The sequence below is a fragment of the Dolichospermum planctonicum genome, assembly GCF_005402965.1.
Classification (GTDB): Bacteria; Cyanobacteriota; Cyanobacteriia; order Cyanobacteriales; family Nostocaceae; genus Dolichospermum; species Dolichospermum planctonicum.
Map to the genome: position 1 here is coordinate 38,321 of NZ_BJCF01000029.1, position 17,608 is coordinate 55,928.

Genomic DNA, 17,608 nt, shown 5'->3' on the forward strand with positions numbered 1-17,608 from the left:
ATTTTTGTTCACCAACGCCTAATTTTTCAAGTTATCAGCAGACTTTTAACAGTCTAGAAACTGAAAGTTGTTCTCAGCGTACCGATAAAGGCATCATTACTATTAGTAGCCTGTCCAGGAGATGTTACCCAAATCACACCAGGAGTTACAGAAATATTGTCTGAAACCTGATACTTGTAAAAGCCTTCAACTTGGTATGGTGTCTGACTAACACCTGCGCTGAGTGAGTAAGGTTGAGCGCCACCAAAAATCCCCAAGACGTTACCCTTTTTACCAAAATCCGGTAAAGCTAAACCTGCTCCATAACTCCAAGCTTCTCTACTAACACCAGCACCTTCGGGAATCACATCATGGTAGGAAACGAAACCACTTAGAGACAATTTCCGGCTAGGCTTGATAGCAGCAGAAACACCATAGGAGTTGCTAGAACTAGGACCTGCTACAGTTGGAGTATTAGCTTGTGCAGTACCTACTAAAGCACTACCACCATCAATTGCTGAATCAAATAAGGTGCTACCTGCTTTTTGATAACCATGGACATAGGTAGCAGCTAAAGCAACACGATTACCAACATTAAAGTTTAACTGACCTAAGGCTGCATAGTTACCATCAAACAAGCCATTACTGGGAGTAGGATTATTAGCATTTGAAGCTAAGTAACCTAATGTTAATGAGCTTGGTTTTAAGGAACTATCACCAGGTTTCCCAAAGGGTACACTCAACGCAATACCAGAACCACCACCAATGCGATAAATCGGATTTTCAGACGCAAAAGTGGTTAAAGCACCCTTACCACCATCTGTTTTATCAAAGAAGTAGGGATTATTAACAGCCGCATAATCGCTATGTTGTCCACCACTAGCCGCTAGATAAACCCTCGCTGGACCTACAGGAGCTTCATAAGTTAGCTTGTCAATTTTGACGCTGTTATTATTGGCGCTACCAACTTCAAAGATTTGCTTGCCGACTGCATTAGAACCAGGATTGATAGCAGCAGTTTTAGAACCACTCACGGGAGCATTTGCATTATCTCGGATATCAAAGGCTGTAGCATTACCAGCGGACAACCGGGTTGTTAACATATCCCTACCGGTAAAGCTGGTTTCCAAGCCTAGACGCACTCTGTTTTGCAAAACTGCGCGGTTTGCTTTACCCGTCTCGTTACCAAAAGTATCGGTAGCAGCAAAAATAGCTTCACCTTTTAATTTAGTGGTAGTGGAGAATTGATTTGCTTCTAATTCAGCAGTGCGTCCTTCTAAAGCGTCCACTCGACCGCGTAAAGTTGCTAGTTCGGCAGAAAACTCTTCTTGCAAACGCTGTAATGTTGCCAAATCCTGTTTGGTAACTAGATCAGCCGTTGCTGTGGCAATTAATTCATTTACACGATCCAAACATGAATTTAAACCAGCAGCAAATTCATAACGGCTTAAAGAGCGATTACCGCGAAATGTCCCACTGGGATAACCAGCAATACAACCGTAGCGCTCAACCAAGGACTGTAAGGCTTGAAACGCCCAATCTGTAGGTTGTACGTCAGAAAACTGCGAAACTGATGTTACCTGAGACTGGGAATTATTGTTTTCGTTACTGAAGCGGTTGACTTTAGCTTGAGCTAAAAATTGGGCTGCTTTGGTTTCTTCCACCAATACTTCTGGCTTTTGAGAAACTTCTGTTGCAGAGGAAGTTTCTATTGATGATGTTTCCGTGGTGGTTGTGGTCGCAGCTATCGCTGTTGAAGATAATAACAACGCTGCTCCCAAAGCTGCTGGGCTAACCACCAGGGATTTCCACAAGATATTAGACATCTTTCCTTTTCTCCTCACACCTTACATGAATAAATGAAGTTATCTGTAGCTAATTGCTTAGAAATGGGACATCTTGTTGAAACCTGTGTATTGGGCATGGCTGCCAGTACCACAATTCTAGTTTTCAAAAGACTAATAATTGATTAACAAATCGTTAAATTTTCATGCAATTAACTTATACAAAAACTTATAATCATAGGATATGGTTATATTATAACTATTCCTAATGATTAAAATAAGAATTTATGATGAAGTGACTGTAAATTTTTCTAGTAAACTAGTATAGTTACCTTGAAAAATCAAACTCGCACTTTTTACACTCACATCAAAGCATTCTTATCAACAAACCTCACTAAATAAGCTCTGGCACTAAAAACCGTAGATGAGTTTTTAAACGTACTTTTAATCATAAGTTTTCTACATCATCCCTGATTTTTCGTGATGATTGTTTTGTTTTATCTGTCGAAGCCTATATCTGTGGATGATGGTTTATTGTCTGCAAATGTTCCGCGACGATGTTAGAATCGGCCAATTAACATCTAATCACTGGTTGCTTAAAAATCACTATTTAGTTAAGTGAAAAAATTGCCTAACCTGACAAAAAAAATAAACGTTATTTCTTGTTTACTTCCGGCAAGAACTAAATTATTTTTATGCAAAGAAAAACTACCCAGAAAAACTATCCGCCCTGATTTAGATTAGAAAATCTAAGTCAGGGCGGTCTAGCGGGTCTTCAAGTTGCAACCAGACTGCCGGAAGGGACTCCGACCTTTAGCCTAGCTAGTTGAGCTTACTTAGTTCTCAAGAAAACTAAGGCTAACTTTTAGAGAACAGCCCCGGCGCACAGCCGGCTAACTGCAACTTGATGACCCATGGTTATACTACTTTCTATCATGGGCATCACCTCCTTATTGCCTAAACGGTCTTAGTCTCAAAAGGCAAAGCAAAAAGCTTTGGGTTTTTTACCTGAAATCACTATAACACAACTACAAAAATTTGCAATACTGAAAATTATATTGTAAAAATAATGTCATAAAAAAACCCTACCTCAAGGCAGGGTTAAGGAAAAACAATTAATTAAAGATGGATTTTATAAAGCGTTACCGCGAGGTAGCACTTCTTCAGGGAATACAAATTGTTCGTGGGGTTGATCTTGAGGAGCCATCCAAGCCCGGATACCCTCGTTCAACAAAATATTTTTGGTATAGAAAGTTTCAAACTCTGGGTCTTCTGCTGCCCGTAATTCTTGGGAAACGAAGTCATAAGCCCGCAAGTTTAATGCTAAACCCACAATACCGACGGCGCTCATCCACAAGCCTGTAACTGGTACAAACAACATGAAGAAGTGTAACCAACGTTTGTTGGAGAAAGCAATCCCGAAAATCTGTGACCAGAAACGGTTTGCTGTCACCATGGAGTAGGTTTCTTCAGCTTGGGTGGGATTAAAGGCGCGGAAGGTGTTTGAGCCTTCACCGTCTTCAAATAGGGTGTTTTCTACTGTTGCACCATGAATGGCACAAAGTAAAGCTCCACCTAAGATACCTGCTACGCCCATCATGTGGAAGGGGTTGAGGGTCCAGTTGTGGAAACCTTGGAGAAATAGGAGGAAACGGAAGATTGCTGCTACTCCGAAGCTGGGGGCAAAGAACCAGCTAGATTGTCCTAAAGGATACATCAGGAAGACGCTGACGAATACGGCGATAGGGCCGGAGAAAGCTAGGGCGTTATAGGGACGAAGACCTACGAGACGGGCAATTTCAAATTGACGTAACATGAAGCCAATCAGAGCAAAAGCACCGTGGAGGGCGACGAAAGGCCACAAACCACCGAGTTGACACCAACGGGTGAAGTCACCTTGGGCTTCTGGTCCCCACAAGAACAATAGGGAATGTCCCATGCTATCTGCGGGTGTGGATACTGCTACTGTCAAGAAGTTAGCCCCTTCTAGGTAGGAGGATGCTAGTCCGTGGGTGTACCAGGAGGTGATGAAGGTTGTACCGGTGAGCCAACCGCCGATTGACAGGAAGGCGCAAGGGAATAGTAATATTCCTGACCAACCTACGAATACAAAGCGATCGCGCTTTAACCAGTCGTCTAATACGTCAAACCACCCTCTACTGGGGGCGCGTCCAACTGCAATGGTCATGAGAGTAGATCTCCAAAATGTTTTATAAGTACGGATATTATGCGTATGTAAATGGCGAAAATTAGCCCTTTACATAAAGTCAACCAGATTGTTAATCCAGTTTACAATTTTTTACGCTTTCTATCATAATAGGTGAAAATCTCTAATTTTGCTAGTGGACTAAAAAAAATTTTATTTGGGGATTGGAGATACAAAAAAGTAGGCCAGAAAATTCTTAACAACTGACGCTAGAATGGGTTCTACAGTGAAAATTGATTAGTTCTAAATGTTTACCATCGACTTAAGCATCAGAAATACTGCCTTCCCTATATCAGTACAACGTAAGTCTACTGAGGATGCCGAAGCGGTCTATCAACTGATTTTAGCGGCAATGCGTTCTGGAAACCCTGATATTGTGGAACTCAAGTGCGAAGGGAAAACAGAAAAAAAAATTGCTGTCCGTGCTAGTGAAATTTCGGGAGTCCAAATTGTGCAGAAAGATGGTCCAACTACCAGTAGTGGTAAACCTCCCGGCTTTGCTGCTTTCACTACTGCTGAAGAAGCTAAGGTATAAAGATGACAGCAGTAGGCATCGAAGTTAATAATTTAAACTTCTTTTGGCCTAATGGAGAGCAGGTGATCAAATCTTGCTCTCTGCAAGTACCTAAAGGGGAATTTTGGATGCTTTTGGGAACAAACGGTAGTGGTAAATCTACTCTATTGAGATTAATAGTAGGACTATTAACACCTCAATCTGGGCAAATTATGGTTTTACCCCCCGTAGGCTTTGTGTTCCAAAATCCTGATCATCAACTAGTTATGCCTACGGTTGGTGCTGATGTAGCTTTTGGATTGGTGGCGGAAAAGTTACTACCTAATGTAGTTAAAGCTAGGGTAGAAGAGGCTTTAGATGCAGTAAACTTACTGTCTCTACAGCGACGACCTATTTATGCCCTTTCCGGTGGACAAAAACAACGAGTAGCAATTGCTGGGGCGATCGCTCGTCACTGTCATCTGTTATTATTAGATGAACCCACTGCTTTATTAGATCCAGACAGTCAACTTGATTTAGTGGTTACTGTGCGTAATTTAGTAAAAAGTCGCGGAATTACTGCTTTGTGGGTAACTCATCGCTTAGAAGAGTTAAATTATTGTGATGGTGCTTTTTTATTAGAAAAGGGTTGTTTAGTTGATACTGGTGAAGGACAACGTCTGAAACAGAGATTAATGCAAGCAAATCATCATTCATACTAGACTCATCCTGGACTGATCCTAGATTCATCAAGAATCAAGATAAATATGAGGAAGGATGCTAAAAAATTTTAAATTCCCCTTCTGACCCCTGACCAAAAATCTGGGATACAAGCCCCGTCCACTTCGGCCAGCTCAGTGCATCGCTTTTAGGACGGCTTTATGTTAAAATTTGGTCATAGTCGCCATAGGGCATTGGGAGACTTTAAACGGACATGGAGGGACGATAAGACCACTTGTGGCGTGTTCTGGTGAAGTGTCAAGTGTTTCCCCGCACCTTCAGGTCGGTGAGTATGTCAATTCGTTCTCCTAGACCCCACAAGAACACTTTTTAGCAAACCCTTAATAACCAGATACCACAATACAGGATGCTGTAGAGGTATCTGGTTTTTTAGTATGGTAAAACAGAAGGTTTTCAAGTCTAGATCAGGAATGGCAATAAGCCTGATATTGGTAGGCATTTCCCTAATTATGACTTCTATCTTGAGGTTGAATTTTGACTCAAGGCAGGATTTTTTATTTTTTGTAACATAAAGTTACAAGCAATTCTTCATTTACTATAAGTCTTATGAATGATTTTTGTTAACTCTAGATAATTGTGATAAAAAACCATGCCTTCTTCCATCGTCTCAGCCGTGCTATTAGTAGACGGCTACAATATTATAGGCGCTTGGCCTTGCTTGAAAAAAACCCGTGATCATGTCGGGCTGGAAGCCGCACGGGGAGAGTTAGTAGCAGCCATGACTAATTATAGTGCCTTCCAAGGCTATGAAACTCAAGTGGTCTTTGATGCTCAATATCAAAACACCCCTAGCAACAGAGAAACCATTACAGAATTTTTAACAGTCTATTATACGGATTTTGGCCAGACTGCGGATACCTATATAGAAAAAACCTGTGCGTCTCTCCGTCACCAAATAGCCCAATCTTTAATTTCTCGCATGATTGTCGCTACATCAGATCGAGCGCAGCAGTTAACGGTTCAGGGCTATGGTGCAGAATGGTTGTCAGCGCATCAACTATGTGGTGAAGTAGAAACTACAGTATCTAGGATGCGTCCTAGGTATCAGTCCAAAAAACAACCTAAAAGTAGATTTCTGGCCAATGCCATTGATGCTAAAGCCAGAGAACGGTTAGCAGAACTCCGCATGGGATTGTAAATTTCCAAATTCAAAAAACTCTGAACTTCAGCAATAGAAAGGGTTTGGGGTATTTAAGGCTGGTGATTTTCCCAGCAACCAAAAAAAAGTTCAAAAATTTTTTCAAAACCTCTTGCATTAATTTGGATTGTGGTTTATTATGATTAAAGTTAAGAGCGTTCCTCAGTAGCTCAGTGGTAGAGCGATCGACTGTTAATCGATTGGTCGCTGGTTCGAATCCGGCCTGGGGAGTTTAAATCAGGGGAAGTTTATTAAACTTCCTGCAAAATCACATCTTAATTGACATACTGCTTAATTTCTAATTAAAGGATAAAGTAGTAGGTCAATTATGGCTTTTTATTGCCTCGTTTAAGCGTTTTTGTTAACTCTTGATTCAGACCATTGTGCGTCCCTGGGTGCAAGAGAATGATAAGTTTTTCAAATCAGTCTTTTACAAAAAAAGGTAATCTTTATGTTTGTTGAGAAAAATATGGGTTCATTCTCAATAATCTTGAGAATAATGTCAATAATGCCACGATTTTACTAGGGTATTGACATCTTGACTTTTTGTGGTAATATGAGGGTGTATGATTTTGCGCCTGTTTATGGCAAATCAAAAGATTGATATGACAAGGTTTTCCCGAATTAAATAAGAATCTATTAAGATTGGTTTAATGGTTAATCGTTAAAATAGATTTATCTAGATTTTCTGAGAAATACCATGCCAAAGTGGATAATTATAGAAGTCAATAATTGGTTTAAACGTGATAGAATTGTTCGTAATTTGGAGATATTTCAGGATATTATTGTTATTTCCCTGTGCGTGGGTTTATTTTGTGTAATGCTGATTCGACTAGGGGATATGTTTTTATCTTTTTTGCGTCCCTTAGATATACGACAGGTAACATCTGATATTTTGTTTATTTTAATATTAGTAGAACTGTTTAGGTTGTTAGTTGATTATCTGCAAGAACGAAGTATTTCCGTAGGTGCAGCGGTAGAAATTACTATAGTTTCCGCTTTGCGAGAAGTGATTTTACGTGGTGTATTAGAAATTCCCCTGAATCAACTTTTTGGACTTTCTATATTCTTATTGGTTCTAGCCGGAATTTTTCTGGCTTTACCTTGGATGACTAGTTTATCAGAACAGGTAAAAATTAGTAAACATCAAATAATTGAACTAGAACCAGAATCATAATTCTATTTGGAGAATAGGGAAAGAATCATTTTAGGACTTATACAGGAGCTAGGAATGAACCACGAAGGAGCAAAGAACACGAAGCAAAGAAGATTTCAGAGATATTTTGTATAAGTCCTAGATTTAATTAATTTCCTATTCTCTGATATGAGTTACAAATATAGCAGATTACAAATCAATATTCAACATCTACCATTAATTAATTATATGCCTGAACTAACGCCAAAACAATGGATTTTAATTAAACAGAAAATCACACCATATTTATTTTTGTTACCCGCTTTAATTATTTTAACATTCACAGTTTTTTATCCAGCAATTCAAGCCTTTTATCTCAGCTTTACCAGCTACGAAAATATAGGAGATATTCCCCAGTGGGTAGGTGGGAAAAATTTTCTGCGTTTATGGAAAGATACCGTTTTTTGGCAAACTTTAGAAAATACTTTTCTTTATTTAATTGGTGTTGTCCCAATTTTAGTATTTTTCCCCCTAGTTTTAGCAATTTTGGTTAATCAAAAACTGCGGGGAATGAATTGGTTTAGAACAGCATATTATACACCAGTTGTAATTTCCATGGTAGTCGCGGGCATAGCCTGGAAATGGTTGTATGCGGAAACCGGACTACTTAATCAAATTCTCAAAACTCTAGGGATTTTTCCCGCAGGAATTCCCTGGTTAACAAGTCCAGATAAAATTTTAGGAATTGTTCCTATTTCCTTAGCTAGTGTCATGGCCGTAACAATTTGGAAAGGTTTAGGCTACTACATGGTAATTTATTTAGCGGGGTTACAATCTATCCCCGCTGATATTTATGAAGCTGCTGCTATTGATGGTTCTGATAGCATTCGCAAACATTGGGATATTACTCTACCATTAATGAAACCTTATTTAGCTTTAGTTGCTGTCATTTCTTCCATTGCTGCTACAAAAGTTTTTGAAGAAGTTTATGTCATGACTCAAGGTGGACCTCTCAACAGTTCCAAGACAATTGTTTATTATTTATACGAACAAGCATTTGATAATTTAGAAATTAGCTATGCTTGTACTATTGGTTTAGTATTATTTTTAATAATTTTGATTTTATCAGTTTTAAGATTGATTGTCAATCAGCAAGATGGTAATGATTTTAATGTTTGATATTTAAAAATCCCATTATTTAAAATTTAAATTGTTTACGTTTAAATTAAGGTTAACAAACCACTCTAGGCACAGAGGACACAGAGAAATTAGGGTTTGAGGGATATTTATCTACAGAAAGTTTTCCAGTAGTTTTGTTAAAAAGCAGAAAAAATAGTAGATACAAGCTGAATTTAAGTAAAATTTCCAATAATTACAGAGTTATAAATTGTTATACCTAGGCTAAAAACAGCAAAAAGAGTATTAACAGTTTTATAAAATTAAACTCCTGTTTATAGAATTAATATTCTTATAAAGTTACAAATTGCATTAGAGAAAAAACGCCATAAAATCAAGAAGTTAAAGCACTATTCCTAATAACACAACTAACTTCAACAAAAGCTTTGTATTGCAATACATTATTTTTGTTTTTTTATCCGATAGCTAAAGATATTAAAACAAATAGAATAGATTATTTAACAATCTTTTTGTATAATTTAACAGTAAATATTGAAAATAAACTTAATTTAATTTACAACTTTACTGAATTAAAACAAATTTTTGAACTTATGAAAGCAAAAACTTAAAAACTACCAATTTAAAATCAAGACTTTTGCGAATTTGTGACTTTGCACGAGAAAAAAAGTATATAAATTGTGAGAACTAACCTAAAACAAACTTAAACATTAACAAAAAACTAGATTTTTCAACTTATTTCCCTGCGCTTCTGCGTTTGTGCGTGAAACAAATCCATACTTTTATTTACTCATAGCAAAAAAGAATATATAGATTAATACTGTATATATTATTATAATTGAAACGAAGCCGTCAAAGCCAACGCTAAAGCATCCGCAGCATCATCTGGTCGGGGAATTTCATCTAAATCTAACTCGCGCATGACAGCTTCTTGTACTTCTGCTTTATCTGCCTTACCATAATTTGTTAAAGCCTGTTTAATTTGGGGAGGTGCAAATTCCACATAAGGAAGTTTACGTTGTCCTAAAACTAGCATTAACACACCTCTAGCTTGGGCAACGACAATAGTATTAGCCATGCGATAAAAAAATAATTTTTCAATTGCAACTAAATCTGGTTGTATTTCTTCGATAAGAGTGTTTAAATCATCAAATAAAATACATAGTCGTTGACTCATTTCCATATCCGCATGAGTGCGAATGACACCAAAATCAATCATCTGTATCTTTATCTCCTGCGTTTTATTTGCACTTTTTTGCCAATTAATCGCTCCAAAACCCACAATTGCTAGTCCTGGATCTATGCCTAAAATCCGCTTTTCCATATAATTCTCTATGATGGTAATTTTCCTAACTGCTGACTTTTTTCTCTTGCAAATATGAAGGAATGGATAATTCTGACAATTTCCCCTCTAGACTGGTGAGTCAATGATGTAAAGTTTTTGTTAAATATTGTTTGTATCAACAATCCCTATTGAGTATGTTCAGCGGTTTTTTCAAACGAGCGATTAATTCGTTACAATTACAATCCCATGGTCGCACTTCCCACCGCATTAACCAATGGTTTAAATGGTTATCCCCCGGGTTAGTGGTGAAACGCTGGTTACTCATCAGTGTTGGGGGTGTGGTGTTGGCTAGTTTGGGGTTGGCTATTTGGGTAAAATTAACCCCAATTTTTTGGATACTAGAATTTCTCACGGATCTTTTAGCATTTTTTGCGGACATTTTCCCCAACTATATCAGCGGTCCTTTACTCCTGCTATCTGGTGTTTTGTTGTTGTTGTGGGGACAATACCGCACTGTAGGTTCAATTACAGAAGTATTAAGACCGGAAGGTGAGGAGGAGGAATTGATAGATGTTCTTTTAGCTCACCGTCGTTTATATCGAGGTCCCAAAATTGTTGTTATTGGTGGTGGTACGGGACTTTCCACTTTACTCCGAGGTTTGAAAACCTACAGTGCTAATATTACCGCTGTTGTTACTGTAGCAGATGATGGTGGTTCTTCGGGTAGATTACGAGAAGAATTTGGTGTTTTACCTCCTGGAGATATCCGCAATTGTTTAGCAGCATTAGCAGACGAGGAAAGATTGCTGACGGAATTATTTCAGTATCGTTTTCGTGCTGGAGATGGATTAACAGGCCACAGTTTTGGTAATTTATTTTTAACTGCTATGACTGATATTGCTGGAGATTTAGAACAGGCTATTGCTGCTAGTTCTAAAGTGTTAGCAGTGAAAGGACAAGTTTTACCTGCTACTCTTAGTGATGTAAGACTTTGGGCAGAATTGACAGACGGCCGACGCATTGAGGGTGAATCTAATATTCCCAAAGCTGAAGGAAAAATTGTCAAAATCGGTTGTATTCCTGAAAATCCCCCCGCATTACCCGCTGCAATTAAAGCTATTGAAGAAGCTGATTACATTATTATTGGCCCTGGCAGTCTTTATACTAGCTTAATTCCTAATTTATTAGTCAGAGAAATTGCTGATGCGATCGCTGCTACTGATATACCTCGCATTTATATCTGTAATATCATGACTCAACCAGGAGAAACTGATGGATATAGTGTTTCTGATCATATTCAAGCTATAGATAAAGCTTGTGACAATAAAAGATTATTTGATGCTGTGTTAGTTCATAAAAAAATACCCTCAGCCCAAGCACTCATTCGTTATGCTCAACAAAATGCCCACCCAGTTTTTTTAGATAGAGAAGCTGTTATTCAATTAGGACGGCGAATCATTCCTGCTAATATTTTATTTGAAGATGAAAATGGCGCTGTTCGTCATGACCCCCAAAAATTAGCTAAGGTTCTACTGAAATGGTATAGTGGAGCGCATCACAGTAAAAAGTAAGTCTTTAATTTGATGCTGTCATTGCTAATTAATAAAAATACATTCTGAATCAATAAACAATTGCTCACGTTTAAAAAACAATTACTCACGATTTAAAAACAATCGCTCACGATAAGCACCCATTAAAAATGACATAAGACAAATGACTACAATTTTTCTTGCGGATTTAAAAGCAACACAGCAATTAGGTATTACTCTTGGAAAAACCTTAAATGCGGGAAGTGTGATTTTATTGTCAGGTGATTTAGGTGCTGGTAAAACTACCTTAGTCCAAAGTATTGGTAAAGGTTTGGGAATAATTGACCCTATTGTTAGTCCTACTTTTACTCTAATTAATGAGTATACAGAAGGACGAATTCCGCTTTATCACTTAGATTTATACCGTCTTGAAACTCATGAAGTGATAGGTTTAAATTTAGAAAGTTACTGGGAAGGAATAGAAGTCACACCGGGAATTGTAGCAATTGAATGGGCTGAACGAATGCCTTATTTACCAGATAGTTATTTGAAGATACGTTTAAACCATGGTGAAAATGGTCAACGTCAGGCCGAAATTACGGAAATAAACTGACCATTGACCACTGACTAGAATTATGAAAAAGTCAAAGCTTGTCCGCGAATTTGGGTATTTACCTGACCATGATCATAAACAATTTCACCACCGACAATAGTTGTTACAGGCCAACCCGTCAAATTCCAACCTTCAAAAGGACTCCAACCACACTTACTTAAAACTTCTTCCCGTTTAACTTCCCGGTAATTTTTTAAATCTACCAAAACCAAATCAGCATCATAACCAGGGGAAATTTCTCCCTTATTGGGGATACCATAGGCTACAGCTACCGCTTTAGACATCCATTGGACAACTTGAGCAACAGTACATTTTCCTGTCATAGCAGCGGTTAACATTAAAGGTAAAGAAGTTTCTACACCGGGCATTCCCGAAGGCGTGTTAGGGTAAGTTTGGGCTTTTTCTGCTAAAGTGTGGGGGGCGTGGTCTGTAGCGATAAAATCAATGATACCATCCCGTAAAGCTTGCCAGAGAACTTCATTATCGTGGGGCGATCGCAAAGGGGGATTCATTTGTGCTAAAGTACCAATAGTTGCATAAGCACTAGTATTTAAAAGCAAATGTTGGGGTGTTACCTCCGCTGTCACCCAACTGGGTTTATCATGACGCAGTAACTCCGCTTCCTCCGCTGTTGACATATGTAAAATATGCAAGCGGCGCTGATACTTTTTAGAGAGTTTTAACGCCAATTGGGTAGCTAACAAAGCGGCTTGATTATCTTGAATTTGGGAATGAATAGCCGGATCTTCAATACCCGCAAACTCTTGTTTGCGTTGATTAATTCTAGCTTGGTCTTCGGCATGAACAGCAATTAAACGATTTCCCTGGGCAAAAATCGCCTCTAGTACCTCCTCCTGGCTTACCAATAACTGTCCGTGCATTGACCCCATAAACACCTTAATTCCTGGTGTCGGACTAGCAGAAAGTAAATCTGGTAAATTGTCTCCCGTAGCCCCAATAAAAAAGCCATAATTAACTAAGCACTTACTAGCAGCCCGCTGTAACTTGTCATTTAAAGCCGACTGACTAATGGTTAAAGGTCTTGTATTCGGCATTTCTAAAAACGAGGTGACACCCCCCTTAGCACAAGCACAACTGGCTGTAAACAAGTCTTCCTTGTGTTCTAAACCTGGTTCGCGGAAATGCACCTGGGGGTCAATTACTCCTGGCAACAAAGTTAAACCCCGTGCGTCGATTTCATGGGTAGGAGCAGCATTAGTAATTTCTTGACCTAACTGGACTATTTGTCTTCCCTGAGTCAAGACATCCCCAATCATTGACTCACCATTAGGTAGAATAATTTCAGCATGACGAATCAGTAAACTTTGCGTAGTTGACATGGATGTACAATTTTTAAGTATTTATGGATCATAGATAACTTTTTCTTGAATAGGTTTATTGTCAAGTCAGGTCAGCTAAAAACCTGATTGTTTGTGGTTGAACACAGGAAAATACTAGATTTTTGACTTGATTTACCTACCATTTGCCCCATCTCGTTAAGATTAATAATATCAAGTCTCTCTGTCTGAGTTCCATACTAGTCTCTTAACATACTTCAACAATTTCATGCCAAATCAAGCGTCTGATCAAAACTCTAGCCAACAACCTGATAATTCCTGGATAGTAGAGCTAGGTAAAACGATGATCTTGAGTGTCTTTCTAGCTCTGGGAATTCGTACCTTTGTCGCTGAAGCCCGTTGGATTCCTTCTGGCTCTATGGAACCAACTTTACATGGTGTCGAAGACCAATGGAAAGCGGATAAGATTATCGTGGATAAGGTGAAGTATAAATTTGCTGACCCCCAGCGCGGAGATATAGTAGTATTTTTACCACCAGAAACAATAAAGAATCCTAAACGGGACGCATATATTAAAAGAGTAATTGGTTTACCCGGTGAAAAAGTGGAACTTAAGGCTGGTAAAGTATATATTAATGGCCAGCCTTTACAGGAAAATCTTTATCTATCTTCTGCTGCGCGGACATTCGTTGAGACTTGCAATAGCAGCGGTCCCCAGCCTCCTTTCTTGGCTAAACCCGAAATTATTCCCCCAAATTCCTACTTAATGTTAGGTGATAACCGAGGTAGTAGTTATGATGGACGTTGTTGGGGCGTTGTTCCCCGCGAACAGATTATTGGTCAGGCTGTAGTTCGTTTTTGGCCACTCAACAAAATTGGACCCATTGATAAATCTCCTGTTTATCCATCTGCAAAGCCATGAAATGATACCATATAAAGTCATATAAAGGAAGTTAGGAGGCGGGAAAACCCGCCCCCACAGAAGTCAAGCTAAGGCTACCTGGGCTATCAATACATATTTTGTATTTATTGTCAAGGCATAAATCCTATTACTAATCAAATCAATTTTCTTGATTACAGGCTGCAATTTATAGTCGAATCAAAGCATAATGGAAGTGTGACTGATTTATTAGCTCCCTTACAATCCCTAAAACAAGGTAACTGGTTCAAATTAATTTGCGGAGCCAGTTTCCAACACCTGCCTGCGGTCAGAAATTTAACATTGGCCTACACTTTGGCTGGTGCTGACTGTATAGATGTAGCAGCCGATACGGCGGTCATTGCCGCCACTCAAGAAGCTTTAATGGTAGCCAAGAGTTTGGCCAAGGTTGCCCAGGAGCGGGGCTTTGCCTTTACAGGTAATTTGCCCTTGTTAATGGTCAGCGTCAATGATGGTGAAGATCCCCATTTTAGAAAAGCTGAGTTTAATTCTCAACACTGTCCCAGTGATTGTCTTAAACCATGTGAAAAAATTTGTCCAGCCCAGGCAATTTTATTTAACAATACCAAAGATGAGCTATCGGGAGTAATTAGAGAAAAATGTTATGGCTGTGGGCGTTGCGTTCCCATCTGTCCCTATGGGATAATTTATACAAAATCTTATGTGTCAACGCTAGGGGAGGTTGCACCATTGATCATGTCCATGGGAATAGATGCTGTAGAAATTCATACTCAAGTAGGGCGGTTGGCAGAATTTCAACGGTTATGGGCGGCAATGACACCTTGGGTAGATAAATTAAAGTTAGTCGCCATCAGTTGTAATGATGGAGAAGGACTAATTGATTACCTAAAAGCAATTTACGATTTAATTGTCCCCCGTCCGCAGTTTTTAATTTGGCAAACTGACGGGCGTTCCATGAGTGGTGATATTGGTAATGGTACAACCATAGCCACTGTGAAATTAGGACAAAAAGTTTTGACAGCAAACCTACCGGGATATGTGCAGTTAGCAGGAGGCACTAATAGCTATACTGTTCCTAAATTGCAGGGCATGGGACTACTGAATGATTTGGGAAGCCAAGATCACAATCCCCAATCGAAAATAGCTGGGGTTGCCTATGGTAGTTATGCCCGTGTATTGCTGTCATCTATTCTTGACCAGTTAGAAAGTAAGGAGGTGATTAACACTGATAGTCAAGGTAACAGCCGCTTGGAAGCAAGACCAGAATTACTTTGGGAGGCTGTAAGGCTGGCCCATACTCTCGTTTCCCAGATTAAGTCTGGGCGTTTACGCTAATCACTCGAACCATATCTCTAAAAACGTCAGTCACCAATTATTGCCATGACGATTACAGAAGATCTCCACAAGTTGTTAGACATTTTACCCCAAGACCTCCAACAAAAACTAAAGAATCACCCTCAAGGACATAATTTAGTTGAAGTAGTTTTGGATTTAGGTCGTCGTCCAGAAGCTCGGTTTCCCCATGGAGCGGAGTATCTGAGCGAAACACCAGTCACTCAAGCACAGATAGATGATTGTATACAAAGAGTTGGAAATTTTGGAGGGGATAATCGGGCAGGAATTGAACAAACTTTACATCGCATCAGTGCTATCCGCAACCGTAGTGGTAAGATTATCGGTTTAACCTGTCGTGTTGGCCGCGCGGTATTCGGAACAATTGCCATGATCCGCGATTTGGTGGAAACTGGTCAATCAATTCTGATGCTCGGTCGTCCCGGTGTTGGTAAAACCACGGCTTTAAGGGAAATTGCCCGCGTGTTGGCCGATGACTTAAATAAGCGAGTGGTGATTATTGACACATCTAACGAAATCGCTGGAGATGGTGATGTTGCTCACCCTGCCATTGGTCGGGCTAGACGAATGCAAGTTTCTCAGCCAGAATTACAACATCAAGTCATGATTGAGGCTGTGGAAAACCATATGCCAGAAGTGATTGTGATTGATGAAATTGGCACGGAATTGGAAGCTTTAGCAGCCCGTACTATTGCGGAAAGAGGGGTACAATTAGTGGGAACTGCCCACGGTAATCAGATTGAAAACCTGATTAAAAATCCGACTCTATCTGATTTGGTGGGGGGTATTCAGGCTGTTACCTTGGGAGATGATGAGGCTAGACGACGTGGTTCGCAAAAAACGGTTTTAGAACGCAAAGCTCCGCCTACTTTTGACATTGCTGTGGAAATGTTAGAACGACAACGCTGGGTAGTTCATGACTGTGTGGCTGATACGGTTGATACTTTGTTACGTGGTCGTCAACCTAACCCACAAACTAGAACCGTTGATGATCAGGGTAAGGTGGGTATTGCTAGACAGTTGGCTGTGGTCAATGGTGGTAATGGCCACGTGACTAAGGTGGAAGAGTCTTTCTTGGCTGCTAAACCCAATGGTTGGCGTTCTTCTGGACAAATGGTGGCTTTACCACCTTTATCTATGGAAAGGGAAAGACCGACGGGACGCAGTGAATTTGACCGCTTGTTAGATGAATCTTTCAATTACTCAGAAAGTATTAATTTTCCCAGCCGCAAACCAGCAGGTCCCAATGGGGAAGATTTGCCATTACATATTTACCCTTATGGGGTGAGTCGTGATCAACTTGAACAGGTAATTAATGTGTTAACTTTGCCTGTGGTCTTGACAAAAGACTTAGATAGTGCTGATGCTATTTTAGCTTTGCGATCGCACGTCAAGAACCACGCTAAGTTACGACAAATGGCTAAAGCCCGTCATTTACCGATGTTCATGATTAAGTCCAGTACAATTCCCCAAATTACTCGCAGTTTACGCCGACTTCTGAATATGGATGATCCAGATATTGGCGATAACAGAGAGTTACAATTGTTACTACACAATGGTAGTGATGATGAAATGGACGCTTTGGAGGAAGCCAGACTTGCTGTAGAGCAGATTGTTATTCCTAAGGGTCAACCTGTGGAGTTACTACCCCGTTCTTCCCAAGTGCGGAAAATGCAGCATGAGTTAGTAGAACATTATCGCCTCAAATCCGACAGTTTTGGCGATGAACCAAATCGGCGGTTAAGAATTTATCCGGCTTAAGTTCTTGATCATTTTCCCCTTTTCTGCATTAAAAACCCAGGTTTAGTTACCCCACAAAAGTCCCCCATTGTCAAGGTGGGGAAACCGGAATCTAGTCCCCTCCCCTTAGCAAGGGGAGGGTTAGGGTGGGGTAAAAACCTTATTTATCCCAGGAGTGCATTTTATGAAGTTCAATCGTAGTCAAGTTAAAAAATACCTGCAATTAGCTGATTTTACATCGCTTTTTATTGAAGAACTAGGTTGGGATTATGCTGATAT

The 17,608-nt window shown here is 39.5% G+C and carries 14 protein-coding genes and 1 tRNA gene; 11 read left to right on the top strand and 4 right to left on the bottom strand.

The window, feature by feature from the left end; translation table 11 throughout:
• Positions 1-53: 53 nt before the first annotated feature.
• Both FFO06_RS13285 and psbD read right to left on the bottom strand, forming a co-directional pair.
• Entirely contained in the window at positions 54-1,805 is a 1,752-nt protein-coding gene (locus FFO06_RS13285; RefSeq protein ID WP_137908468.1) for an iron uptake porin, read from the bottom strand.
• Between the two features lie 1,090 nt (positions 1,806-2,895).
• Entirely contained in the window at positions 2,896-3,951 is a 1,056-nt protein-coding gene (gene psbD, locus FFO06_RS13290; protein WP_137908469.1) for a photosystem II D2 protein (photosystem q(a) protein), read from the bottom strand.
• A 265-nt stretch (positions 3,952-4,216) separates the two neighbouring features.
• Between psbD and FFO06_RS13295 the strand changes: the two genes are divergently transcribed.
• From FFO06_RS13295 to FFO06_RS13320, 6 genes are all read left to right on the top strand, one after another.
• Positions 4,217-4,504, top strand: coding sequence for a UPF0367 protein family (locus FFO06_RS13295; protein WP_137908470.1), 288 nt, complete (start codon positions 4,217-4,219; stop codon positions 4,502-4,504).
• Positions 4,505-4,506: 2 nt separating this feature from the next.
• On the top strand, positions 4,507-5,184 hold the full coding sequence (locus FFO06_RS13300; protein ID WP_137908471.1) for an energy-coupling factor ABC transporter ATP-binding protein: 678 nt from the start codon (positions 4,507-4,509) through the stop codon (positions 5,182-5,184).
• A 608-nt stretch (positions 5,185-5,792) separates the two neighbouring features.
• Positions 5,793-6,341: an NYN domain-containing protein gene (locus FFO06_RS13305; protein WP_137908472.1), complete on the top strand. Its 549-nt coding sequence runs from the start codon at positions 5,793-5,795 to the stop codon at positions 6,339-6,341.
• 159 nt (positions 6,342-6,500) lie between these two features.
• Positions 6,501-6,572: transfer RNA gene (locus FFO06_RS13310), tRNA-Asn, on the top strand.
• Positions 6,573-7,041: 469 nt separating this feature from the next.
• The gene (locus tag FFO06_RS13315; protein ID WP_137908473.1) at positions 7,042-7,518 is read left to right on the top strand and encodes a phosphate-starvation-inducible PsiE family protein; all 477 of its coding nucleotides are present in this window, start codon (positions 7,042-7,044) and stop codon (positions 7,516-7,518) included.
• A gap of 207 nt (positions 7,519-7,725) precedes the next feature.
• Positions 7,726-8,655, top strand: coding sequence for a carbohydrate ABC transporter permease (locus tag FFO06_RS13320; RefSeq protein WP_137908484.1), 930 nt, complete (start codon positions 7,726-7,728; stop codon positions 8,653-8,655).
• A 787-nt stretch (positions 8,656-9,442) separates the two neighbouring features.
• On the opposite strand, the gene ruvC is transcribed toward FFO06_RS13320, so the two are convergent.
• Positions 9,443-9,934: a crossover junction endodeoxyribonuclease RuvC gene (gene ruvC / locus FFO06_RS13325; protein ID WP_137908474.1), complete on the bottom strand. Its 492-nt coding sequence runs from the start codon at positions 9,932-9,934 to the stop codon at positions 9,443-9,445.
• A 155-nt stretch (positions 9,935-10,089) separates the two neighbouring features.
• Here ruvC and FFO06_RS13330 point away from each other — a divergent pair, with 155 nt between their 5' ends.
• Positions 10,090-11,466 carry a gluconeogenesis factor YvcK family protein gene (locus FFO06_RS13330; RefSeq protein WP_137908475.1) on the top strand — a complete coding sequence of 459 codons (1,377 nt, stop codon included), beginning with the start codon at positions 10,090-10,092 and terminating at the stop codon, positions 11,464-11,466.
• A gap of 142 nt (positions 11,467-11,608) precedes the next feature.
• Positions 11,609-12,037 (top strand): tRNA (adenosine(37)-N6)-threonylcarbamoyltransferase complex ATPase subunit type 1 TsaE, encoded by a 429-nt coding sequence (gene tsaE / locus FFO06_RS13335; protein WP_137908476.1) that lies wholly within the window; start codon positions 11,609-11,611, stop codon positions 12,035-12,037.
• Between the two features lie 20 nt (positions 12,038-12,057).
• Here tsaE and FFO06_RS13340 read toward each other — a convergent pair whose 3' ends face one another.
• Positions 12,058-13,377, bottom strand: a complete 1,320-nt coding sequence (locus FFO06_RS13340; RefSeq protein WP_137908477.1) for a dihydroorotase — start codon at positions 13,375-13,377, stop codon at positions 12,058-12,060.
• A gap of 226 nt (positions 13,378-13,603) precedes the next feature.
• On the opposite strand from FFO06_RS13340, the gene lepB reads away from it, so the two are divergent.
• The 3 genes from lepB to FFO06_RS13355 all read left to right on the top strand — a co-directional run bounded on the left by lepB (position 13,604) and on the right by FFO06_RS13355 (position 17,350).
• Entirely contained in the window at positions 13,604-14,257 is a 654-nt protein-coding gene (gene lepB, locus FFO06_RS13345) for a signal peptidase I (protein WP_137908478.1), read from the top strand.
• A gap of 195 nt (positions 14,258-14,452) precedes the next feature.
• Positions 14,453-15,571 carry a circadian clock protein LdpA gene (ldpA, locus tag FFO06_RS13350; RefSeq protein ID WP_137908479.1) on the top strand — a complete coding sequence of 373 codons (1,119 nt, stop codon included), beginning with the start codon at positions 14,453-14,455 and terminating at the stop codon, positions 15,569-15,571.
• A 45-nt stretch (positions 15,572-15,616) separates the two neighbouring features.
• Positions 15,617-17,350: a R3H domain-containing nucleic acid-binding protein gene (locus FFO06_RS13355; protein WP_137908480.1), complete on the top strand. Its 1,734-nt coding sequence runs from the start codon at positions 15,617-15,619 to the stop codon at positions 17,348-17,350.
• The last annotated feature ends 258 nt before the right edge of the window (positions 17,351-17,608 follow it).